We start from the raw sequence: 22,074 nt of genomic DNA on the forward strand, positions 1-22,074 counted from the left end.
TCGATCCTCGGGGCACTTTATGGCTGCTTTTACTGGTAATAATGACACTCTCTTCGCCGAGAGAATGCTTGAGCATGGGTATTTCCCTGAGAACATTCCGCCCGTCTTCGCGATAACAAATTTGCATGAGGCAGCAATAAAACCGCTGAAATCTGGCGAGTACATTACAGACAAACCGACAGAAGGCTGCCGTTATAACGTCTCAAAACGAGGTGGTCAGCGCCGCGTTTTTACGATGCCAAATCCAATCTTCATGGTCGACGCGGCTACGTTCTTCATAAGTCGCAAAAATGAAATTGATGAGCATCTTCAGGTTTCAACCGACTCAAGTTCCTACCCCATATTTTCGGAGGCTGAGGGTCGTCCGATCTCAATTTCGACCTTCCCAGAGTTCCATAAGCGCCGTCGACGCGATTTAGCCTTGTCGAGATATACGGTCCGCACGGATATTTCCCGGTTCTACCATTCTATATATACGCATGCCCTGCCGTGGGCGCTCCATGGAAAATCCGAGTCGAAAAAGGATCGGAAATTCGAATCCACAACCATATTCGGAAATCGGCTCGATTGGCTGGTCAGACAGGCTCAGGACGGCCAGACGGTGGGGATTCCGGTAGGCCCGGATTTTTCACGAATAATCTCGGAAATCATCGGATCAGCAATCGACAAAAATTTCCGAGCAGTTTACGGGCACGAAATCCCAATGCTGCGGATGGTTGACGATATCTATATTGGCAGCGACAACCTCGATGAAGCTCAGAGATACTTGAGTGGAATTCGTGACGCGATCCGGTCCTTTGAACTCGACATTAACGAGGCGAAAACCGTCATACTGAGTTCAAGCGCCGATTTGGAACCTTACTGGCCGGTAGAGGTGCGCCGAGAAATCGAACGCTATGCGGAGGGTGGGACGAAGAAGGGGCAGAGGAAAGGAGACTTCATCCATTTTTTGGATCAAATCCTGAGGCAGGCCTCCGATCAAAGGGACGAAGGAATTGTCAAATTCGCCGTTAGAAAGATCGATGAACTTGAGGTTTGGTCTACGTACTGGGAGCTGCTCGAACCATTTCTCGTTCGCGTAGCCATTAGTTTCCCCCACTGCTGGGATTATGTCGCGCGAGTAGTGGCCTGGCGCAACAAAGTGAAGACCGTCGATAAGGCACTGTGGGGCAATGTCGTTCACCGCGCGATTAAGCAGAATGGTGATTCAGGCCACGATTCTGAGATCGCGTGGGCTCTATGGCTTTTAAAAGAGTTGAGGGAACCACTGGAAGCACAAGCTTTCGAGCTTGTTCTTCGTCGTTGCGGTCCATTTAATTGCCTACTGGCGCTCGATGTCCATGCGAGCACGAAGGCAACATACAAAGTCCCTAAGGAAGCGCTGCTTGATCGACTGGGTGAACGACCTATGCTGGGGGCGAACTGGCTCCTCGCATTTGAGGGCGACAGACAATTCGGGCTGAAGATCAAATCAAGAAACCTCCAGGGGAACCCTTTCTTCAAGCAACTTTATGACGACGATGTGAGTTTTTATAATCGTGATGCCAAGCTTTTCGTCTTTGAAGATGTCGAAGACATTGACGATGTGAAGTCGGCGATTGAGAGCCCGATTAGCAGCTATGACGATGTCTACAATGACGAAGACGACGTCGACGATGACGGCATTGAATTTTGACCGGTTGACGCCGATCCATTCTTCGATGAGCATTGAAAAAGACGCCATCTTCGGGGCTGGAACCCCTCCGGCGTCTTTTCAACCATTGTTTAGTAAAGATGAACGATCTTATGCTTACTGTAAAGCTCCCATTGACAATTGAGTGACCCCGGCGTTGGGAGATATCCCAGCCGAGCAAACGCCGCATTCTGTCACAAAAAAATGTCAACATAGTTCGCCTTCAGGTAGTGCCAAGGCGAAAAATAAAACTTCCTTCAAACTCCTATTCGCCGATCCAGCAAATGCGCCTGCCATCGATCCGTATGCGCATGGTGAGCGGCGCGTTCGTGCTGCGGTTTCCGCTCGTACAAACGCCGGTTCCGCAAGGCCGCAGGCCGCGCAGAGGACGCCCGAAGCAGCGGCCCTCGGAAGTGGAGGAGCTACGGTTCCGCATAGCGGGAACGTAGCTCCTCCACTTCCTCTTTCTTCTCTTCCTTTTTCCGAGCCCAATCAATTCGGAGGATCGTCAACGGTCCGTAGATGGTCGCTCCTTCCTAAAATTCAGAGGCTTTGCAAACCAGAGCGTGAAGATGAACGAGGCCCTGCCGTCTGCGCCTGCGGTATGCCTGCCGACGGCGTATCGGACGTCAATATTCATCTTCATCAGGGCGAGCATACCGGCCAGCTTCGTGCTGGTGTGTCAGGAGTTCTCCGTTGCGGTTCGCCTTGGCTTTGCCCGACCTGCGCTCCGCGTAAGGCTCTGGAGCGAGCTGAGAAAGTCCAGGAAGCGGCTGACGCGACTTTTAAGCGGGGCGGGAATTGTGCTCTCGTGGTGCTCACTGCTTCGCACAGCGCGAAGATGACGTTGGAATTTGTCGAGAGCTTTATAAAAACCGCGTCGAGCGATGCTCGCAAGACCCGTGCATGGCATAAAGCAAAGGAGAAATATCAGATACTTGGCGTTATTTGCGGACAAGAAGTTACTTATAGCATCAAAAACGGCTGGCACTATCACCAGCATCTTTCTGTTCTCGTTGACGGTCCTGACGCTTTTGAGAGGATTGCCGCAAACGGCAATGCTGAGAAGCTTAAGGAGATGGTCGCCGAGCGCACGCAGGCCGCAGGTGACTGGCTGGCTGAAGCTTACAAGGAAAAAATTCGTTGCGCGGGCGGTGTAGTCGACGACAAGCACGGCTGCAAGGTCCGTGTCGCTCACGATGCCGAAGACGCCAGCAATTACACGGCCAAGGGGTCTATGGCCTGGGAAGTTGCCGGGGGATATAAGGACGAGACTAAGGGTGAAAGCTCGCTGACGCCCTGGGATATCGCCAACCTTGCCGCAGATGGCGACAAGTATATGTACGCCCGCTGGAGAGAGTACATGTCCGTCATGCCCGGCAAGCGGTCGTGCGTGCGCAGTGCCGCGCTTTACAAAAAGCTGGGGATCGTGTCGGACAGTGAGGAAGGCGGCGACGAACAAGCGTATCTCGAAAACGACGGTGTCGTCGGTCGTGTCGTCGCTCCGCTGTGGAAGCGCTGGATGCGCCACGGGCTGGCCAGCACTTTCCTTCTGCGCGTCGAATGCGGTGGTGAAGCCGGGTTTTCCGATGCTGTCAAGCGGACGAACAACGATTCGGACATGATCGGCAGGGAACGGAAAGAGAATGAAACCGTCGCCGAGCTGCTGGCTCGGCTCGACGTCGAACGCGACGGTGAAACCATAGGGCGGCTGAAGCGCATCGAACAGGAGGCCGTTGAGTGGCGGGAGGCAGTTCGGCGCGAACGTGAAGCGGCGAGAGCATGTCAACATCGGTTCGATATGACGGCAACAGCCGAGAACGTCGAGCAGATCGCAGGTGAACGCATCCGGCAACGCGCCAACGCGATGGGGCAGCGAGCGGTGGTGGCGGACATCGTTGACGAGCTGGCGGAGAGCTACGGGGTGCAGATCGCTGAAGCCGATGCTCTGCGGGCCGCGAATGCCGCGCAGGACTGGATGCGCGAGATCGAGGCGATCATGCCGGGTCGCTGGCTGCCGGACGACGAGAGTGCCGTTCTTCTTCGGATGGCAGCATAGCCCGTCCGTATGTGACCACCCCGGTCACGGAGGGGGCAGTCGGCAGACCCTCAACGGAGTTGCCTCCATGGAATGGCCGACGATTGCTTGCAATCAGTAGTCGGTCACTACTAATTTGTTTCGGGTGCCCTTTTTCGCTATCCGCCGAGCGCTTTTGCTCCAACAATAAAAGGAGGGTTTTCCTTTTGAGAGCGATACAATGCAAGAATACGAACGGCCAATTACCATCATCAATCAAGGCCTTCCAGCCAAGGCCGCGTTGAAGGTGATCCGCCTGCCAACTTCTTGGTACGCTGTGATCTGGGAGAGACGCGAGCGTTATTCCGCCTTTTCGCAGGATCGTACCGACCATAACGGCGGGCACGAGCACATGAGCGATGACGAATTTCTCAGCCGCGTGCAATTGGTCTCTTCATTCGTGCAAGGGGTCGATTTCCTGTTTGACGCCTTCGAGCCCACTGGAAAGAAAAAGCGGCGGATGCGGCGCACGAGTACCGATGTGCATAATCGCTCATGAAAGAGCCTGTCTGCTTTCGGCCCCGTTGCGGTCATACCTTGCTCAGCAAGTCTATGAGGCCGTCAGGAAAAACGGTGTCGCTTGTCTCTCGAAGCTCTTGCTCAGACCACCAGCGATGATCGGCCATCACTTCTCGCTCATTTTCGGTCCAACCCGTGTCGGAGATGGGACCGCGTTTGGCTCGGACGCCAAAGAACCTCTCCTCCGCCCAAACAATCTCGCCGCTCGTCAGAGGAAGTTCAAAGGAGCGTCGGCCAACCTCGCCGGTTAAATCGAGACCAACAAGGCCAGTTTCCTCTTCCAACTCACGCAATGCCGCCGCCTCAAAAGTTTCGCCCTCGTCGACGGCACCACCCGGCGTTGCCCAGTATGTTTTACCAATCAACGGGCCCGAGGCATGAGAAAATTTGAAAAGCAGAACGCAACCGAATTGGTCGATGACCAGTATTCGGGAAGATGGCCGTGACCGCATGAAAAATCTCCTTTCAATAATGCGTGTTATAGAGCATCAAAAGACGCTCGACATGTCCGCCATTGGCGCAAAGCCGCAAAAGCCGCCCGGCCCATTTTTGCCATGGAGCCCCCAGCGGTAGTGCTTGATACGGTCCCACGCTCCTGGTCAATATGCTAAGAAGACATGTTTACTCCTCAGGGCCGGTCATGGCCTACCGGCACCAATCCACGACCGAAGCTCCACCAAACTGTATGGCCTCAACTTGTCCGGCGATCTGTGCGCACGTCGATGGCAGGTGGGGCATAGGATCAGTAGGTGCTCGACCCGCGTGATCCTCTTTCCCACAAGCAAAGGGGTGATGTGATGGGCATCGAACATCGCGCTATCGGAGCTGGTCAAATTGCAGGCCTCACAGGTGTAGTTTCCATGACGATGGAAATTATCCCGCTTGGCGGCGACGCGTAACCCAGCATCTCTCTCGGCCTCCTGTTGAAACTTCCAGACCCGGTCTCCTTCCTCTTTCTGTTTTGCCGAAATAAACGGGAGTCTCGTCCCTACGCGTCGCGGCTTGCCGCTGTCGTAGAAGTTTGCGGGTGGCGGCAATTTGGCGAGGGTGACCGGCCAATTTCGTAAGCTCTCCCATAGAAGCGAAATCTTCGCGGCTGGGCGGATGATACCATCCTGAGAACCACCTAAAATCGTCTTATCGGGCATCAGTAGATCACGCACGAGATGGGGCTTCCCATTTAGGTGCCAAACCTCCAGGAGATTTACCGATACCGGCCAGCGAGCGAGCCGTCTAACTTCGTCTTCATCTTGTAGAAGCAGGCTGGTGGGACCAAAGACAGTTCCAACTCGCGCGATGCTGACGACGCACCCATCAGCAGCGGACTCAACCTCATCTCCACCCCCAATGGCAATGATGAACGGCCGTTCGACAGCGGCCTTCGCCGCATTTGCTGCTTGATAGTCGAAGCTCGAAGAATTCGGCTCGCCCCGGCCAGCGAAACAAAGGACATATGAGGACAGGGAGCCGAAGACCGCCTTGACGCCTTGGACCATTTCCAAGCTGGGGCATATGTCTTGCAATAACAGTTTCTGTGGCTGACCTTTAGTTCGCTCTTCTTGTATGATCCTCAGGAGGCTTTCCTCCACGCTCGGCCCAACGTGCTCGGCTGGTTTATACCCTTTGATCCAAGGCTCCCCTAGCTTCTGTAGGACCGACGAGATGTTTTGCATCCGGAACTCGACCGAGCCGTCCGTCCTATTTAAAAGTTCTCGGCCGATCAACTGACGTCTGAACTCCGCCTTTACGTATGGTTCTTCACGAAGCTCTAAATCCAACATCTGGAAATATGCTCGAACGGCCGAACGAAGTTCGTTATCTGTCCAATCTAAATCGTCATCCTTAGGCAAGACCTATTTCCCCAATCGCATACAACCTAGAATGCATACCGGCAACACAGTTACACTGCCCTTAACCGGAAGCAGCGAATTCCGGCCTGGTAGTTTGCATGACTGCGCTGAAATCTTTTCCAGAGGAAGGGAGATCAGAGAGTGGGCTATCAATTTGTGCATTTGGAGTCGTACAGCCGCAAAGCTGATGCTAACGGTCGTTCTACGGATTTCATATTTTCGGAGGCGTCGCGCAAGCCAGAGGCGTCCGTTCATGTTTCCACCCCTTTGCCGCCCGTCGTTGTCTACGGCGTCAGCGTCGAGGCAATGCAGGAAATGCACGATGCCGCTGCCGCCGCTGCGACCATCGCCGTCAAAGGTGGGCACGTTCGAAAGGTGGCGAAGGACAAAAAGACGCTACATACGGTGGTCGCCTCGTATCCAGCGACCATGGATGAAATCCGCGCCGATCCGGCTAAACGAGCGGAAGCGGAAGAGTGGGAAAAGCGAACCATTGCATGGCTTCAGACACAATACGGGCAGGACCTCAAGTCCGTGATTAGGCACGAAGACGAGGAATTTTTTCACATTCACGCATACGTCGTACTGCTCAACGAACCGGGGATGTCCGCGCTCAAGTACCATCCTGGCACCATGGCGAAGCGTGCCGTCATGGACAGCGGCAAGGAAGGTGAGGACAAGAAGGCGCTCTCAAAAAAAGCGGATGCCGCCTACAAACAGGCAATGCGAGAGTGGCAGGATAACTATCATGAAGCCGTCGCTATCCCATCGGGTTTGACGCGCCTCGGTCCACAACGCCGTCGCTTGACCCGCGCCGAATGGCAGCGTGAACAAGTACAGGCGCAAGCTCTGCAAACGACCCTTGAACGTGCACGGCAGGTCAAATCTTCAGGAGAAGATTTCATTCAGCGAACGAAGGCCGAGGCCGAGACGATCCGCACCGCCGCCAATAAAGAAAAGCAGGAAGCGGCCAGGGCGGCGCAGGCTGCCCTGGCTGCGGAGAGGCGGGCTCAGAAAGCGCAAGAAGCTGCCGCAGAGACCATTACACAAGCTGAGCGGTATTCCGGCCTCGGCGGCGGCTTGAGGGCCTTGTGGGACGCCCTTGGGGAATCCAAGATAGCAAGGAAAATTGGACAAGAATTTGCCGCCGAGATCGCCCGTGTCCATGCCTTCGCCAAGTCCGTTCAGGAACGATTGAAGACCGAGGAAAAGCGTCGTCACGAGGCTGAACGCAAAGCCCACGAAGCTGCACGGGATGCCGAACGGGCAAGGGATGCGGCACTGAAGATGCAGCTTGAACGTGATCGCGCACTTTCCTTCCTACCGCCTGAAAAGCGGCAGGAATTTGCAGCGCCGGGTCCGGCGATGATGATGACCTTGCGCCCGGTCGCGCGGAAGGATCGGAAATGATGGGTTGCTTGCAAGGTGGCGTAATCTCATGCCTCCATCACTTGCTGAGACCCGTCACAATGCCAACCTCCACCACTCTCCTTCTTGCTCTTGCTCTCGTCTCTCCGGTTTCCGCCGGTCAAATTGTCTGGAGAGCGCCAACGGCTGGAGTGTTGAGAATATCGGAGCCGCCGCCTCCAGAGCTTGAAGTCGGTCCCGCCCCCGCTGCGGACTTCGGAACATCTTACGGGACGACGCGAGTACGATCCGGCACCAACCTGTCCATAAGCCCAATCTGCTCGACCGGTAGCTCGAAAACGGGATTATTCTTTTTCGAGTCCTGACCTGCCGTCATTCCTCACGCTGGATATATCCAGCGGCTTGGTCCGTGGCCGGATATCCGTCGCGGGAACTTATGATTTTTCCGTCGCGATTTCCGATGGCGCGGGGCGGTCGCAGACTGTGTTGGTCACAATCGTCGTTGAGCAGCCTGGCGGACTGGCTATCTGGCAGGCTGGAGATGATCGGGCAGTCACGAAATTGACCGCCGGATCATCTCTCAATCTATTGCAGGCGGGCAGCCGCTCCGCCCCGAGTTGGAAGCCTGATCGGGTTCGCGTATGATGAAATTAGCTTCTGCAAAAATTCACGGTCGAACTTGAAAAACTCGATCACGCCATCGCTTTGCGCTTCGTCTTCGCTGGCTACTATGAACAGGTCATAGACCGCGTTCGGCGACTCGTCTCGGCTCGGCGTTGCGAAGACGCTAAATTGCTCGCCCTCATGTCTCGCCATGATCGGGGTGGTCCCTTTCTCAACTTCCTCGAAATACATTTTGATCGCCCCTGTCAGGTCGATCATGGAATAATTGTTCACGTTGCGGGAAAAATATAGGTTCATCGCTCTCTCCTGTTTAATGCCATCACAATAAATCACCCCAAAATCCGAAAAGCAACGCAGATATTTTCATGACAAATTCGAAGTTATATTGACAAGGAAATGTATATAAAAGACTTATGCGAATTCGGCGAGATTAATATTTGGCAATTTCCTGCATCAACAATTATATTCTGCGATTTCCTTAGTCTCCGCCGGGTGGCTTCGGTCCATTATTTTCCGGCGTTTCCTTGGCTTCGCGCTTACGTTCCTCCCCTTCCCGGCGCTGCTCCTCTCTCCACAAAGCCGCCGCGCGTGGAAATGCGGCTATCGTCATGTCTGGTGTTCGCCCACGACAATAACAAAGCTGTTTCCAGCCGTTTGTAGTCGCCGCACATGCGTCGATCCAAGGATGCGCGTCTCCGTCAACAAGGAGTTTCAATGCCGTAATTGCATCTTTACGAAGGAAATCATGCTTGAGGTGGTCGAGAAGCGTCCAGACGTGCAACGGCTCGTCAATGTACCGCTTCGGCGTACCGGGGACCGGAACGGACGCCGGGAAAAGCCAAGGTCGATGAACCTTGTTGTACGCAATTATATCATTCCAAGTCAGGCCGTCGTAAACTTCCTGACTCTCTTCTCCGTAACGCGGTGAGTAGTCCGAGAGATATCTGCGGTCGTCTTCGCTACGCGGATCGTCGCGGTTGTCGAACTCGTCTTTTTTCTGAGATTTCCTTGGCGGTTTCGGCTGTCGCTTTTGCTGGGGCGGATCCGCCTCGGCAAAAGCGACAGGGAAAAATGTCGGCGTGGGGATCGATTCGAGGATCGTCAGCCACAGCATTATCAGCCAGAGCAGCCGCTTTCTGCGGTCGCGGTCAGCCTGTTCGCGGCGACGGCGGAGTTCTGCAAGGTGGCGTTGCCAGCGTTCTGCGGCGCGGCGGCGCTTGCGTTGTTTTTCTCTTTCGAGTTGTGCGGCGGCGGGCTGCATGTCCATGTCTCTGTGGCGGTCAAGAGAATGATCGCAACAGAGGACGCAAGATTCAAACACACAGGCCGCAGACGCGCGGCAAAGCAGGCCGGAACGACGTCGGCTGCATTGTGCTTATGATAAGTCACTGAACATCGACGCACGCGCCGCCAAACGTATTGGCAACAAGCGTATATAAATCAGCCTCGTTATATGTTAACAATCCCGCTGTATTTTCTTCCAACGCTGGAATAATGTTTTTTACCAACAGTTGACTGCTTGACTCCTTGAAAATCGCGTCCAACTCTCCGCCAACAATCCAATCCCGCAAAGAGTAAGATGACCGCCCCTCACGAATTAGAAGAAAAAATCCAAGCTTTCATTGTTGAGAAAGTTTCTTATCACTGGGCGAACACTGGAACGGCGTACCTCCTAAGTCGGCTAGGGTATGAGATCAAAAGAGCTTTCCCGAATTATTTATCGGTGATGCCCAAAGGAATCAAAAATTACGTTCGGGAATGGCCTTCCGTAGTACAAGTTGAATTCCCAGGCGTCCCGGAGAAAGCCGGGTTGGTCCCCCTTGATGCTAAACTTCCGGCAGACATCACTGCTGCTTTTCAATCCCGTTCTGATAACATCAGCAAAGGGCCAGTTTACGAGAATGCATTTTGGGACGCCTTCACACGCAAAATGGAAGATAAGCGGTATATTTCCCTAGACCTTGATGAAAATATCGTTGTGTCTGAGAAGTACCCTCCGGACAGTATGGCCAAGACCTGGGAGCTGACGGACAACGATATAATCGTTCATCCACCCGGAACACCGATCCCAGAAAAAGTCAGGACCACTCACCAAAAAATTGATGAATGGCTGTCACGCCACGAGATCGAGCGAACCCATTTTTTGAAGGTCAGGAACAACCATCCTCTACGCTCTTCGAGCAGTAGTATGCTGGAGGCCTTGTTTTCTCGCCTGTCGCAAGAGGAGCAATCTCGCGTGGTTATTCCCATGGATATTCTACTGAAGCTCATCGCGGCTAAATGACAACGACTCACTATCTCGTATTTATCGGAGCCACCCCTTCGCTGTCATCGGAGTTGAACCGCTTAATAAAGCGGGTCAAAGACCTTATTGTGGTTGCACCGGCTATGCCTAAATCGGCACGCGGCTTGACTGACGCTGCTGTGAGTGCGGCCTTAGAAATGGCGTATGGTTCACTAGGAAAAGCGGCGTCACATTCAGAACCCGCACGTTTTTCAGTTTGGTCGTTCTCTCCGCTGAACGAAAGGGAATTAGAGGTTGTATGGAAGTCTTTTGGAAAATCTGCGTGGATTGAGTTCATTCCATCACAGCTAAGGGATAAAGACGGTCCTACTCGAACATATATCGAGACGCGAATTCAGGGGTTAACTCCCGTTCTGCACGAGATTTCGTCCTCCGTTTTCGCAAGTAGGAAAACGTCCCCCTTCACGTTGCCATTGGAAAACTTCAGGTCTCCGGTCACTTCGTCACTACAGCGCATGTGGTACCGCGACCTCAAAGTGGACGAGATTAAAAAGGTGATCCAAAAAAACACCGTCCTCCACAAGCAGCGACGGAATGAGGGCCACAGCCACTACGAAGACGACCGCAATCTCCTCTTTGCTCCCGCGAAAGATACGGAGTGCCACGGCAAAGCTCATCCAACGGGATCGGTTGCCCCAGCCTTTCTCGGTGGGCGCTTCCGCTTCGGCGTGGCTCTGTATCCTGGATTTCACTATGATGTTCGCCCGTCCAAGGCGAAAACCCTTCAAAGCGTCTTAGTCGACAGCAGTGGTAACGAGCGAGCAATGAAGCCTGAAAAGAGGGAATATATCAACATATTCCCAAACGACTTTTTACTCCCAGAAAAGTAAAAGCGGGGTACGTTGCCGTAACCCGCTTATAGTGCCGTTAAGCTAAATTTTTCCTGAGCACCTGCCACGGAATAGACTACTACGTAATCTCTCGCCGGGTGCAGCAACCAGCCTTGTTAGGCCATAACTGGCGCGACACCTATGTGATCCCCTTCAACACGCTCTCTCAGGATTAACGGTTGCAAGCTTCTCACCGGACTAGGCAATGAATGCATAAATGATTTTTCTTACTGAAAAGTCAAGAGAGGATTTTTTCCAGGCAGACGCTTCCGGGTCCTGAATTTCGTCGACGACGTTACGCGCGAGAGCCTGACGGCGACCAGACCACAAACATCAGGCGCAAAGGAAGCGTGGAAATCACGCAGAACACTATCAGCCTCAATGATCTCCTTGAAAAATACCATGCTCCTGAGACAATCGATTTCATCAGCATGGATACCGAAGGAAATGAGCCCGACATCGTGTCCTCCTTCGACTTCGACCGGTATGCAGTTCGTCTTTTCTGCATCGAACACAACTATACAGAGGCAAATGTGAAACTTGACGAGATCATGTTTCGGAAAGGCTATGAGCGGGTGTACCGCAAATGGTCTAGGTTCGATGCCTGGTATAGGAAGACCTGATCTCGATCGATTTCCAATACCCTTTTGATAGGATGTGCCTGGAGACACAGGGAGATTCCGGAATCCGAGCTATCCGAATTTCAGTGATACAGGCTTTTAAGTGAAGGCCCCAACAAGCATGTGTGGCCGAATTTTCCCCTCGATGGGCCTTTCAGCGCGTCGTTGACCACGGGTCAACACCATGACACAAGCCGACCAGCAGGACGCCTGTGTGTGGTGACGGAGGTTAGAGTGCCAGAAATTAGCATCGGGATGCCTGTTTATAATGGAGAGCATCATCTCCGGCTGGCTATTGACTCTATTTTAAAGCAGAACTTTTCGGATTTCGAACTCATTATCTCCGACAACGCATCAACCGATGCAACAGAACAGATCTGTCGGGAATTTGCGACTCGCGACAACAGAATAAGGTACTTCAGGCAGACAGAGAACATCGGCGTCGCCAACAATTTCCGTTTTGTTTTTGATCAGGCAGCCGCTCCGTTGTTCAAATGGATGGCCCATGATGATTGGATCGATGTGGATTGGCTTTCTGTCCTGGTGCCTGTCGCAAAGGCCCAACACGCTATCGTTTTCGGCCATCTGCAAATGGCGACCTATGACGGCCAGAATTTGGCTCATCAAGCCAATGGGCGGGAGATGCAATTTATCGGCCCGGCATGGTGGCGACGACTAGCATATGCCATCGAACCCGCAAACCTTGGAAAGGCAAATGTAATTTATGGCATTTTCCCAAGAAGTGCGGTTACCGAGGAAAGCCTCAGAACCTTTTCAGTCAACGGCGCCCCCGGCGATGTGATGATGCTGACCGAGTGCCTCGGTCGTGTGCCGATCGTTTTTGGGGGTCCCACTCGCCTGTTCAAAAGGTCATCGCCTCCACGTCCGCCGGGCACGCTCAAAGAGAAACGTGCGTCCATATTCGAACGCACCATGCTGCGCCAATTCCTATCTCTCGGGCCGACATCGTTTCGGATCGGCTACCTGCTGCTTTATCCGCTTGCTCTGGGGCGTATGAAATACGGGCGTAAGCTCCGTCGATTTCGCGCTCGCCTGGCAGGCAGATCGTTAGCGTGACGTCCGATCTGGGAGGAAATCATTCCGCTTCCATTCGGTGCCGACAGTAGTTCTAGGCAACAAGATCGAAGCTGCTGGTTTTGATGCGGAGCCTGGGTATTTCCCCCGGTGGAACATTGCATAGATCGCCCTAGTTTCTCCCTAGGCAAATGTCCTGGGATTAGACGGAATTTGTTGTGCTCCCGTTCATCTTGCCAGCGCTATAAGTGGGGTCCAACATTGGAGGAAAAAATGAAAGCGAAACAATTTGCTGTGCTGGCGGGCATGTCGGTCTTGCTTTTGGGGACGAGCATCCTGCCTGAACCGGCAGGGGCCCAGATGGAATTCGACCTGCGCGACGGCGGCGTTCGTATCGTGAGGCCGGACGATGACAGGCGATATTATCGCGACGACGACAGGCGATATTATCGAGAAGATCGGCGATATGAGCGCAGATATGCTCAACCCGGTTGCAGCCCTCGCCAGGCTTTGGCCGCCGCTTCGAGATATATCGACGATCCGCGCATAAGGTCGGTAAACCGCGCCTTTTATGATATCGACGGCTATGGGAAGCGTGGCAGCAAACGCGGGCGTCCCGACGGCGTTCGAATTTCAACTGCCCCAGATTGTGAACGATCCAACTAAGCCGTTTCATTGGCGCTGTTTAAGGGGTGCGCCAGTGACGGCGTAGTTCACATGGCTTAGACACATTGGCTTCCCAGCTCTGGTGCTCAAAGTGCTAGAGCTGGGAAGTCATGCATCCTCCAGCACACCAGCACATTCTGTGTGGTCCCACCTTCACCTCTCCTTCCAAGGTGTTTAGCGGTCGGAAGTTGCTTGCCTTGTCGAAGGAGGGCACAAGCCCTCTTTGGCTCGACGGGGTGACCGGCAGAGGCTCCGGTCGCCGCCTTCGCACTTGCGGGAATGCAACAGGCACTCCGAATCTTGTTTACAAAGGTGGCAAAATCAACGGCAAGCGTTTAATACCCCGCAAGTGCGCAAACTTCCGGTGAGATGCCGAAGCGGGAAACCCTATTGAACGCCAAGAAAAGTAAAAAGCACCACCTGGACTCGGGTACCGTAGCCAGCGTCCTCAAGCGGGTGATTGCCGAAAATGGCAAGGATCATGTCCGCGGCTACGTCTTTGCGATCTTCTGTCTTGTCGCGACAGCCATGTCCACCGCCTTTACGGCGTGGATCATGGAGTCTGTTGTCAACGAGGCGTTCGCCAACAAGCGTGCCGATATGGTCCTGGGGATCTGCGGGGCGATTTTTGCAGCCTTCGTGCTTCGCGGCCTCGCGACCTACGGTCAGGCTGTGACGCTTTCTAAGATAGGCAATAATATCGTTGCCCGTTATCAACAGCGCCTGTTCTCGCATCTCATGAAGCTCTCGGTGGGCTTTTTCGCGGAGGCGCGTTCTGCGCATCTTGCCGCACAGGTCAGCCAGAACATCGGTGGCATTAGGGATGTTCTCAACCTCATAATCACATCGACCGCCCGCGATCTGCTGACACTCGTCTCACTGATCGTCGTCATGGTTTCGAAGGACTGGGTGCTGTCGCTGATCGTATTTGCCGTGGCCCCCCCTCTGATCTTTGCGCTCCGCTACGTGTCGCAGCGGCTGCGTAGCGTGACGCGTGAAGCGGTCGAGGTGGGCAGCAAGGTGCTTGGCGCCATGCAGGAAACGATCCAAGGTATCACCGTGGTCAAGGCGTTCACGATGGAGCAGCAGCTGGAACAGAAGGTTCGGCGCATCATCGAGTCCTCCGAAAGGCAGAGCAACCGTATTGCCCGACTCTCCGAACGCACCGCGCCGCTTACCGAGACGTTTGCCGGCGTGGCGATTTCGAGCGTGATCGCCTACGCCGCCTTCCGCTCGATCTATGATAACGTTCCGCCCGGCGCCTTCTTTGCCTTCATCACGGCGCTTCTGATGGCTTACGATCCTGCGCGCCGGCTCGCCAGAATGCAGGTTCAGATCGAGCGCGCTGTCGTCAACGCGAGGATGATCTACAACTTGCTCGATATGCAGCCATTGCAGCGGGAAAAGCCGAACGCACCGGATCTCGTCATCACCAATGCGCAAATCGAACTGAAAGACGTCGCTTTCGCCTACGGAAACGGCGCACCTATCCTGCGTGGCGTGAGCCTGATCGCGGAAGGCGGCAAGACGACTGCGCTTGTGGGTCCGTCGGGTGCCGGAAAGTCCACGATCATCTCGCTGATACCGCGTTTCTACGATCCCATCGAAGGTCAGATTCTGATCGACGGACAGGATATAACCGATGTTACCAAGGCGTCGCTGCGACATGCCCTCGCCTATGTGACGCAACAGCCCTATCTGTTCGAAGGGACGATCCGCGACAACATCCGCTACGGCCGGCCGGAGGCCACCGATGCGGAAGTCGAGGAGGCCGCGCGACAGGCCTATGCGCATGACTTTATCCTTGCGCAGCCGATGGGTTACGACACGCCAGTCGGCGAAAACGGCATGACGCTTTCTGGCGGCCAGCGGCAGCGGCTTTCCATCGCCCGCGCACTGGTCCGCAACGCCCCTATCCTCCTTCTCGATGAAGCGACCTCCGCACTCGACAATGAATCCGAAGCTGCCGTGCAAAGAGCGCTCGATTCGACCATGCGGGGACGGACCGTCGTTGTCATCGCCCATCGCCTGTCGACGGTCGTCAATGCCGACAAGATCATTGTCATGCATGAAGGTCGTGCGGTCGAAGAAGGTACGCACGAGGAACTCGCAAAAAGCAAGGACGGCCTCTATGCCCGTCTGAACAACCTGCAATCGTCTGATACGCCTGTCGTGGAGTGAGCTGGAGCGACAACGCCTCTCGTCGCTTCGCGTGGCAGACAATTGTCCGATTAGCCCGGCCCGCATGCCGGGTTCACAAACGTTCCCAACTCACCGGGACGATATCCCTGTCATCCTTGTCCGGTGCGCGGAACCATTGCCTCGGGGCAATCACCTGTTTGTCCGGGCGGGGGTTGAGCCACGCGCCCCACCAACTGAACGAACTATTGGCGATGATGTGGGCGTGGCACGCGGCCATCAGGTGCATGTCTTCACCATCCCGCCCATCGTTTTGAGGTTTGATGAAAACCATCGGGCGCGATGATTGCAGATTGTCCCGTGCCCATTGCGGTTCGTCCGAAAAGACGAAGAATGAGGCGTCACCGGCACGGTCGAGCATGCGGCGCATCGCCTCGTGGTACCAGGGCGGCTCGCATGTGCCGTGGACTGCGTTTGCCGAAGGGTTGCTGACGTAGTCCCCCCGACGGACATGAATGGAAACCGGCGTGGTGGCGGCGCGGATCCGGGCGAGGACATCCTGCCGCGCCGGGCTTAATGGAGACCTCAGGCTGAAGTCGCTCCGCACGGCGTCAGCCGACGATGCGAAATATTGCTCGCTCTGCCAATAGCCGGAAAGATGCAGCGATCCGCGCAACGCGGGTACCCTGCTATCGAATCTGAGACCGTTCTCGACGATCCGCTTGCAGCTTGAGCGGTCGGGCTTGAAGGCCGACGTAAACTTGCGCAGGAGGCCCCTTTTTGGCTTGGCGGGGACCTCATGAGGCTGCGCGATCGCCGCCTGTATGTTGAACTGATCAAGGGCGAAGGGCCGCAGCTTGTAGGCGCCCATCTCGATGAGATCCAGCTTCAGTTCCGACTCATTGGCGATCGCTAGGGCACGGCCGGCAGCATACTGAAACATCTGGTTACCCAGGCCGCCGAGGATACGCGTGATGATCACAGGCTGTCCTTTCGCATCTCGGCACTTGCGTGCCACAAGGAAACTGGAACTTGGTTCAAGCCCGGTTCTGCCATCGCCCGATGTTGGGTAAATTGCAGACAAAGCGACCGATATCGTCCCCGGCGCGGTAGAGAGCCCTCAGCTTGCGGAAGCGTCGCGACTTGCGTTCGCGTTTGGCGCCTTGCCAGATTTCCGATTGCTCGGCAGTTTCTGCCGTGTGCGTCACCGGCAAGGGTGAAATGCCGTAGCTGCCGACACCATGCGTCCAGAAGCGGTCCAGGTGGCAATCCACCGGCTCGAACCACACGTTGGCCTTTGCCAGCAGCTTAGCAGCCGCCTTCGGGGACACCGCGTAACAGGAGGTGCCATGCGGCCCGATCTTGAACCGGATAATATCCGTGCCGGACTCGGATGTTTCACAGACACGGAAACTGCGCTGCTTGTGCCCGGAAAAACGAATGAGCCCGTATGTCCCGATTTTGTCCGCAGCATATCGGTATGCCTCGAGGAAGTTTCCGTTGATGGAGACATCGTCCTCGAAGATCAGCAGAGCCTTGTTGTCCCTGACACTCCGTTCCCAGAGCAGGTAATGGCTGGCATAACAACCCAGCTCGCCGGCATTCAGGATGAAACCACGCCTGATCTCTGCAAGCCGCGGATCGAATTTTTCAAAAAGCGGATGCCCATTCCGACCCTCCACGGCATTGAAAAAGCTGTATGGCAGGCCGAAGGGCGCAAGCGTCTCGATCATTTTGGCGCGACGGTCGGCGGAGCGCTCAAGATTGACGACGACGATTTCTAGCGCATTGTCTTCTGCCATATACCAGCCACCCGTTGCGATTTCAGGTTAGCTTTCTGCTTTCGGCGCATATCGTTGTCAATGCATCATGCTGCTGTGGCCCATTGCGTCGAGAATGGCTCACGGTCGGTCAGCAGGCCGATACAGTTACCTGAACAGGCCGGCGAGCTGTTGAAATCGTTTCCGGATCGAGTTCCGGAGCTTCAGCCCCTTCGGCCGAAACGATTTTTCGGGCTTCAGCGACGATATCCTGACAGGTGCGGCTCCATTACGTTGCCCGGCGACTTCCTTGGCAATTCCCGACAGGATTGCAAACAGATTGTGCTCGTTGAGAACCCGGCGACGTGATTCCTCCAGATAGGGCAAGGCGCGTTCTGCCGTGTCGGATTCGATCACGTGCTTGATCGCCCGAATGGCGTTCTCATGATCGAGGATGTCGATCCTCGTCAGGGCCTCCTCGGGGAAATATTCGAGTATGTTCCTGCTGCCGTGATAGATCGGATAGGTAAGCGTCAGAAACGGATCGGCAAGCTTTTCCGTCCAGTAATGGTCAAATGTCGAATTCTCGATCGCGATGTGGTAGCGATAATCCGAAAGCACATCCATCTTGTCGGTAAAGTCGTTGATCCCCCGCCCGAAGACATCGACCTCATTACCGAAATAGGCCTTTATGCGATCGACGAATGCAAGTCGCTCGCGATGCCCTTGCGTATAGGCCTTGTTCGACGAGACGATGGAAACCTGTTTCGTCTTGGCCGGGCGGAAGGTTTCGAACTCGGACCAGCCGACGCCTCGTGATTTCAGCTGCCCCGGCTTGTCCCAAACGCCGACATGCCATGGCAGCCCAACTTGTGAGAACCTGGCATTCGGATGCCGCGTACCGGTATCCGTCGTCAAAACAAGGTCAAACTGGGATAAAAATCCGGGAATATACGTTTTAACCGTGCTGGGTTCCGAAGCAACAAAGACGCGATACGCCGCTTTGACGACAGGTAGAGGCTTCGGCAGCACGTCGTAGACGAACAACACGTCACATTCCTGCCCGTCCCAGGCGAGGGAGAAACGTACCCCATCCCACTCCGGCACGAACAACGGAAACTGGCGCGACCAAATTTCCCCGTGGGGTGCCGCCGATACGAAGCCTGCGTTTATCAATTCAAAGATCCATGGTCCGTATCACCCGTGTAGATGCCTTAGCCACATCCTACCCTTCCGGCGGCAGTACTTACATCCACATGGAGATGAAAGTCCACCGCGTCGTCAACGACCAACTTCCGGCCCAAAATCAGGCCAGCCGATGCCTCGTAGTCCGAGTTACTCCGATTTATTCCAACTCCCACGGTAAAAGCAGACTCGCCGCTCGGGTTGCATCAAGCCTAGTGATGATCCCCCAATAATCCACCCCCGAATGCAACGCATCGGCCCCCTTGCGCGTTGCGGGCCATCGGCTCGCATGGTGCGGGTCATCGAAACGGCAGGCTGATGCGGCTCGGCGCAATTCTTGATCGGTGGAACGACCAGTCTCTGGCCAGGCAATTTCTGCTGGCGGGCGGGCTGGTTGCGTTTGCGGCCATGCTTCTGGTCGGCGCCTATGTGACGAGCCTCATCCAGGCGGCCGTTACCCGCAATTCGGCCGCCTCCACGGCGCTTTACGTCGACAGCATCATCGCCCCGCTGCTTCCCGACATGAAGACCAACCAGACGCTTGACGACGTCACCACCCGCGCCCTCGACGAGACCTTCGGCCAGGGCGCGCTCGGCGGCCAGGTCATATCCTTCAAGCTATGGCGCCGAGACGGCACGGTGCTCTATGCGACCGACAAGAGCATGGTGGGGCAGAAATACGGGCCGAGCGAGGGGTTAAAGACCGCGTTTTCCGGGCAGATGGTGGCGCGGTTCGGGCTTGCCGAAGACCCCGAAAGCAAGCTTGAACGATCGACCGGCATGCCGCTTCTCGAAATCTACAATCCCATCCTGCAGCCCTGGTCGGGTGAGGTCGTCGCGGTCTCGGAATTCTACGAGGTGGCCGGCGATTTCGAGCGCAGCCTCTATCAGGCTCAGCTTCGCAGCTGGGCGGCGGTCGCCGGCGTCACCTTCTTCTTCTTCCTGATCCTTTCGGCAATCGTTCTGCGCGGCAGCCGCACGATCGACAATCAGCGGCAGGCGCTGACGCAGCGGGTCGCGGAACTGTCCGACCTGCTTTCGCAGAACAAGGCGCTTCACGCGCGGGCGCAGCGGGCTTCACGCCGCGCCACCGCACTCAACGAGAGCTATCTGCGCCGGCTCGGCGCCGATCTGCATGACGGACCGGCCCAGCTGGTCGCCTATGCGGCACTCCGGGTCGACAGCCGGCTGCTGACCGATCCCGCCACGCCGCCAAAAGCGCGCGAGGAAGAGGTCACCACCATCAAGGCCCGGCTGGACGAGGCTATGGACGAGATCCGCAGCATCTGCAGCGGCCTCGTCCTGCCGCAGATCGAGACCGCGGAATTGCCGGACGTTCTGCGGCGCGCCGTCAACGCACACCGGCAACGAACCGGCCTCGATGTCGCGTTGTCGATGTCGAGCGGGTCCCGGCCGCTTTCGCCCTCGGCCAAGATCTGCATCTACCGGTTCGTGCAGGAAGCGCTCAACAACGGCTACCGGCACGGCGGCGGCAAAGGCCAGAGCGTCCGCCAGAGTTTCGATGACGGTAACGTGGTCATCGAGGTCGCCGACCGGGGCCCGGGCTTCGACCCTCATCGCATCCGCCCGGAGGGTCTCGGGCTTGCGGGTCTGAGAGAGCGGATAGAAAGCCTTGGCGGCACATTCGCGATCTCCACATCGAAAGACGGGACCACGGTCCGGATGTCCCTGAACGTGCATGAAATGGAGCAGGCATGATGGCAGGAATAAAGATAGCGGTCGTCGACGATCATCCGTTGTTCCGGGAGGGAGTGACGCGCAGTTTCGGCGAGATCGAGGACTTCGAAATGGTCGGTGAAGGCGGTTCGCGGGATGACGCATTGCGGATCGTACGGGAACTATGCCCGGATGTGATGCTGATGGACATTTCCATGCCCGGCAACGGCCTCGAAGCCATAGCAGAGGCGCTCGACCATTGTCCGGATCTCAAGATCGTCATGCTGACCGTTTCGGAGGCAAGCGAAGACATCGCCACGGCGCTCAAACTGGGAGCCAAAGGCTATGTTCTGAAAGGCGTCGGTTCGAGAGGTCTGGCAGACGTGGTCAGAACCGTCGCATCCGGAGAGAGCTACGTTTCTCCCGCCCTTTCGGCACGCCTGATCGCCGGCCTTTCAGCCCCCGGCGATGTACCGGCCAAGCCCGACCCCATGTCGGAACTGACCGGCCGCGAACAGGAAGTCCTGAGGCTGGTCGCCTCGGGGCTCAGCAACAAGCGGGTGGCGCGACAGCTGGATCTTCACGAGAAGACCGTGAAGCATCATATGACCCGCATCCTTGCCAAGCTGAAAGTGACCAACCGGACGGAGGCGGCGCTCGCTCTTCGCGACGCGACCGATCAGCAGTCAGCGGCCGAACGACTGTAGTCGCGAAGCATCCGAAGGGGTCGCGGTCCGGTTGACGATGGTGCGGGAACGCGAATCCCGCATCTCGTAGCGACCCTGGGAAATCCGCTCCGTGGCGCCATTGTGGTGGCGGACGGTTATCGAAGTGCCACGGACATCGACCTCGGCGCCGGCCTTGGCGGGCGCCGCCGGCGTTGCCGGCCGGGCGGGAGCTGCAGCAGGGCCGGGCGCACCAGTGGGATTTGCCGTTCCGCCTCCCGGAGCCGATGGAGCCGATCCGGCCCCCGGCCCCTTACCGGATCCGCCTGCAGCGCCGGTCTCCGTATCGGATCCGGTTGCGCTGCCGGTGCCGCCGCCGCTATTGCCGCTGCCGGCACCATTTCCGTTATTGCCGGAACCGCCGCTGCTGCCGCTGCCTCCGTTGTCGCTGCTGTTCCCGTTACCGTTACCGTTACCGCTGCCGGAGCTCTCGCTGCCGTTGCCGCCACCACCGCCATTCCCGCCGCCTCCGCCATTGCCCCCATTGCCATTGCCTTCCTGAGCAGTGGCCGTCGACAGGGCAACGTCAAGCAGACCGTCCGAACCGGCCACGACCTTCAAAGGCAGCATGGCTGCGATGACTGTGGTGATCACCCCGCTCAAGACAAGTGTTCTACGCGTCGGCATCTCTCGCTCCCTCGGGCGTGGTCATCTCCTACGTGAGACATGTATCTGGTGCACGCGGCGGCAAAGTTTAAACCGGGCACCCGCCCTTATGGTTCCGTCGCCCGTCCTACCGGTCAAAATGCCCGCCGACCGCCGCATGGCAGCCGGCGGGCAAGGTTCTGCGCTGAAAAGGACCGATGATCGCGCAGGAACCGCATCTGCAATCCGTCAGGGAGAAAGCGCTCCTCATGTGACGATAGAGACGAACAGCCTCGCGATGGGGATCAATAGCCACCTGGCCTGCAAAACGCTGTCGTCCATGACGGAACCTCCTGAAAAACCTTCAGGACCAACGATACTTTAACAGCGCGATTCCTGAATTTCAGCCCCCGCTGGACCTTTGCCCCGCCTCATCG

The 22,074-nt window shown here is 56.2% G+C and carries 20 protein-coding genes and 1 pseudogene; 13 read left to right on the forward strand and 8 right to left on the reverse strand.

Annotated features, from left to right (window positions below):
* The first annotated feature begins 19 nt into the window (after nt 1-19).
* From J2X76_RS26965 to J2X76_RS26975, 3 genes are all read left to right on the forward strand, one after another.
* The gene (locus J2X76_RS26965) at nt 20-1,675 is read left to right on the forward strand and encodes an RNA-directed DNA polymerase (protein ID WP_310220633.1); all 1,656 of its coding nucleotides are present in this window, start codon (nt 20-22) and stop codon (nt 1,673-1,675) included.
* Between the two features lie 844 nt (nt 1,676-2,519).
* Complete coding sequence (locus J2X76_RS26970) at nt 2,520-3,731, forward strand: hypothetical protein (RefSeq protein ID WP_310220634.1); 1,212 nt, start codon at nt 2,520-2,522, stop codon at nt 3,729-3,731.
* Between the two features lie 199 nt (nt 3,732-3,930).
* Nucleotides 3,931-4,248, forward strand: a complete 318-nt coding sequence (locus J2X76_RS26975) for a hypothetical protein (RefSeq protein ID WP_310220635.1) — start codon at nt 3,931-3,933, stop codon at nt 4,246-4,248.
* Nucleotides 4,249-4,279: 31 nt separating this feature from the next.
* Here the strand turns inward: J2X76_RS26975 and J2X76_RS26980 are convergent, their stop codons facing one another.
* The gene (locus tag J2X76_RS26980) at nt 4,280-4,720 is read right to left on the reverse strand and encodes an NUDIX domain-containing protein (RefSeq protein WP_310220636.1); all 441 of its coding nucleotides are present in this window, start codon (nt 4,718-4,720) and stop codon (nt 4,280-4,282) included.
* Between the two features lie 186 nt (nt 4,721-4,906).
* On the reverse strand, nt 4,907-6,118 hold the full coding sequence (locus J2X76_RS26985; RefSeq protein ID WP_310220637.1) for an HNH endonuclease: 1,212 nt from the start codon (nt 6,116-6,118) through the stop codon (nt 4,907-4,909).
* A 141-nt stretch (nt 6,119-6,259) separates the two neighbouring features.
* Between J2X76_RS26985 and J2X76_RS26990 the strand changes: the two genes are divergently transcribed.
* Together J2X76_RS26990 and J2X76_RS31680 are read left to right on the forward strand one after the other, a co-directional pair.
* The gene (locus J2X76_RS26990; RefSeq protein WP_310220638.1) at nt 6,260-7,528 is read left to right on the forward strand and encodes a hypothetical protein; all 1,269 of its coding nucleotides are present in this window, start codon (nt 6,260-6,262) and stop codon (nt 7,526-7,528) included.
* Nucleotides 7,529-7,837: 309 nt separating this feature from the next.
* Nucleotides 7,838-8,131, forward strand: a pseudogene (locus J2X76_RS31680) (Ig domain-containing protein); the annotation flags it as partial.
* Here J2X76_RS31680 and J2X76_RS26995 read toward each other — a convergent pair.
* Together J2X76_RS26995 and J2X76_RS27000 are read right to left on the reverse strand one after the other, a co-directional pair.
* Nucleotides 8,072-8,407 (reverse strand): hypothetical protein, encoded by a 336-nt coding sequence (locus tag J2X76_RS26995; protein ID WP_310220639.1) that lies wholly within the window; start codon nt 8,405-8,407, stop codon nt 8,072-8,074. The pseudogene J2X76_RS31680 and the gene J2X76_RS26995 sit on opposite strands and share 60 nt — an antisense overlap.
* A gap of 181 nt (nt 8,408-8,588) precedes the next feature.
* Entirely contained in the window at nt 8,589-9,371 is a 783-nt protein-coding gene (locus J2X76_RS27000; protein ID WP_310220640.1) for a hypothetical protein, read from the reverse strand.
* 318 nt (nt 9,372-9,689) lie between these two features.
* Between J2X76_RS27000 and J2X76_RS27005 the strand changes: the two genes are divergently transcribed.
* The 6 genes from J2X76_RS27005 (at nt 9,690) to J2X76_RS27030 (ending at nt 15,747) form a co-directional block, all read left to right on the forward strand.
* Nucleotides 9,690-10,394 (forward strand): hypothetical protein, encoded by a 705-nt coding sequence (locus J2X76_RS27005; protein WP_310220641.1) that lies wholly within the window; start codon nt 9,690-9,692, stop codon nt 10,392-10,394.
* Nucleotides 10,391-11,245 carry a hypothetical protein gene (locus J2X76_RS27010; RefSeq protein ID WP_310220642.1) on the forward strand — a complete coding sequence of 285 codons (855 nt, stop codon included), beginning with the start codon at nt 10,391-10,393 and terminating at the stop codon, nt 11,243-11,245. The genes J2X76_RS27005 and J2X76_RS27010 overlap by 4 nt, the downstream gene beginning before the upstream one ends.
* 248 nt (nt 11,246-11,493) lie before the next feature.
* The gene (locus J2X76_RS27015) at nt 11,494-11,868 is read left to right on the forward strand and encodes an FkbM family methyltransferase (protein WP_310220804.1); all 375 of its coding nucleotides are present in this window, start codon (nt 11,494-11,496) and stop codon (nt 11,866-11,868) included.
* 231 nt (nt 11,869-12,099) lie between these two features.
* A complete protein-coding gene (locus J2X76_RS27020; RefSeq protein ID WP_310220644.1) occupies nt 12,100-12,942 on the forward strand; it encodes a glycosyltransferase family 2 protein in 843 nt (280 codons plus the stop codon).
* A gap of 231 nt (nt 12,943-13,173) precedes the next feature.
* Nucleotides 13,174-13,566, forward strand: a complete 393-nt coding sequence (locus J2X76_RS27025) for a hypothetical protein (RefSeq protein ID WP_310220645.1) — start codon at nt 13,174-13,176, stop codon at nt 13,564-13,566.
* A 369-nt stretch (nt 13,567-13,935) separates the two neighbouring features.
* On the forward strand, nt 13,936-15,747 hold the full coding sequence (locus J2X76_RS27030) for an ABC transporter ATP-binding protein (RefSeq protein WP_405030098.1): 1,812 nt from the start codon (nt 13,936-13,938) through the stop codon (nt 15,745-15,747).
* Nucleotides 15,748-15,820: 73 nt separating this feature from the next.
* Here the strand turns inward: J2X76_RS27030 and J2X76_RS27035 are convergent, their stop codons facing one another.
* From J2X76_RS27035 to J2X76_RS27045, 3 genes are all read right to left on the reverse strand, one after another.
* Nucleotides 15,821-16,687 (reverse strand): alpha-1,2-fucosyltransferase, encoded by an 867-nt coding sequence (locus tag J2X76_RS27035; RefSeq protein WP_310220647.1) that lies wholly within the window; start codon nt 16,685-16,687, stop codon nt 15,821-15,823.
* A 55-nt stretch (nt 16,688-16,742) separates the two neighbouring features.
* Complete coding sequence (locus J2X76_RS27040; RefSeq protein WP_310220648.1) at nt 16,743-17,507, reverse strand: glycosyltransferase family 25 protein; 765 nt, start codon at nt 17,505-17,507, stop codon at nt 16,743-16,745.
* A gap of 126 nt (nt 17,508-17,633) precedes the next feature.
* Complete coding sequence (locus tag J2X76_RS27045) at nt 17,634-18,572, reverse strand: glycosyltransferase family 10 domain-containing protein (RefSeq protein ID WP_310220805.1); 939 nt, start codon at nt 18,570-18,572, stop codon at nt 17,634-17,636.
* A 396-nt stretch (nt 18,573-18,968) separates the two neighbouring features.
* Between J2X76_RS27045 and J2X76_RS27050 the strand changes: the two genes are divergently transcribed.
* Nucleotides 18,969-20,369, forward strand: a complete 1,401-nt coding sequence (locus tag J2X76_RS27050) for a sensor histidine kinase (protein ID WP_310220649.1) — start codon at nt 18,969-18,971, stop codon at nt 20,367-20,369.
* Nucleotides 20,366-21,034: a response regulator transcription factor gene (locus J2X76_RS27055; RefSeq protein WP_310220650.1), complete on the forward strand. Its 669-nt coding sequence runs from the start codon at nt 20,366-20,368 to the stop codon at nt 21,032-21,034. The genes J2X76_RS27050 and J2X76_RS27055 overlap by 4 nt, the downstream gene beginning before the upstream one ends.
* Here the strand turns inward: J2X76_RS27055 and J2X76_RS27060 are convergent.
* Nucleotides 21,014-21,679, reverse strand: a complete 666-nt coding sequence (locus tag J2X76_RS27060; protein WP_310220651.1) for a hypothetical protein — start codon at nt 21,677-21,679, stop codon at nt 21,014-21,016. The genes J2X76_RS27055 and J2X76_RS27060 overlap by 21 nt on opposite strands.
* Nucleotides 21,680-22,074: the final 395 nt, after the last annotated feature.

This window comes from Neorhizobium sp. 2083 (assembly GCF_031455615.1).
Classification (GTDB): Bacteria; Pseudomonadota; Alphaproteobacteria; order Rhizobiales; family Rhizobiaceae; genus Neorhizobium.

Bases quoted from the DNA above. Each gene is read 5' to 3' on its own strand.
- J2X76_RS26965 (WP_310220633.1), top strand. From the start codon at position 20: ATGGCTGCTTTTACTGGTAATAATGACACTCTCTTCGCCGAGAGAATG.
- J2X76_RS26975 (WP_310220635.1), top strand. From the start codon at position 3,931: ATGCAAGAATACGAACGGCCAATTACCATCATCAATCAAGGCCTTCCA.
- J2X76_RS26980 (WP_310220636.1), bottom strand. From the start codon at position 4,720: ATGCGGTCACGGCCATCTTCCCGAATACTGGTCATCGACCAATTCGGT.
- J2X76_RS26995 (WP_310220639.1), bottom strand. From the start codon at position 8,407: ATGAACCTATATTTTTCCCGCAACGTGAACAATTATTCCATGATCGAC.
- J2X76_RS27000 (WP_310220640.1), bottom strand. From the start codon at position 9,371: ATGCAGCCCGCCGCCGCACAACTCGAAAGAGAAAAACAACGCAAGCGC.
- J2X76_RS27005 (WP_310220641.1), top strand. From the start codon at position 9,690: ATGACCGCCCCTCACGAATTAGAAGAAAAAATCCAAGCTTTCATTGTT.
- J2X76_RS27010 (WP_310220642.1), top strand. From the start codon at position 10,391: ATGACAACGACTCACTATCTCGTATTTATCGGAGCCACCCCTTCGCTG.
- J2X76_RS27025 (WP_310220645.1), top strand. From the start codon at position 13,174: ATGAAAGCGAAACAATTTGCTGTGCTGGCGGGCATGTCGGTCTTGCTT.
- J2X76_RS27030 (WP_405030098.1), top strand. From the start codon at position 13,936: ATGCCGAAGCGGGAAACCCTATTGAACGCCAAGAAAAGTAAAAAGCAC.
- J2X76_RS27040 (WP_310220648.1), bottom strand. From the start codon at position 17,507: ATGGCAGAAGACAATGCGCTAGAAATCGTCGTCGTCAATCTTGAGCGC.
- J2X76_RS27050 (WP_310220649.1), top strand. From the start codon at position 18,969: ATGCGGCTCGGCGCAATTCTTGATCGGTGGAACGACCAGTCTCTGGCC.
- J2X76_RS27055 (WP_310220650.1), top strand. From the start codon at position 20,366: ATGATGGCAGGAATAAAGATAGCGGTCGTCGACGATCATCCGTTGTTC.
- J2X76_RS27060 (WP_310220651.1), bottom strand. From the start codon at position 21,679: ATGCCGACGCGTAGAACACTTGTCTTGAGCGGGGTGATCACCACAGTC.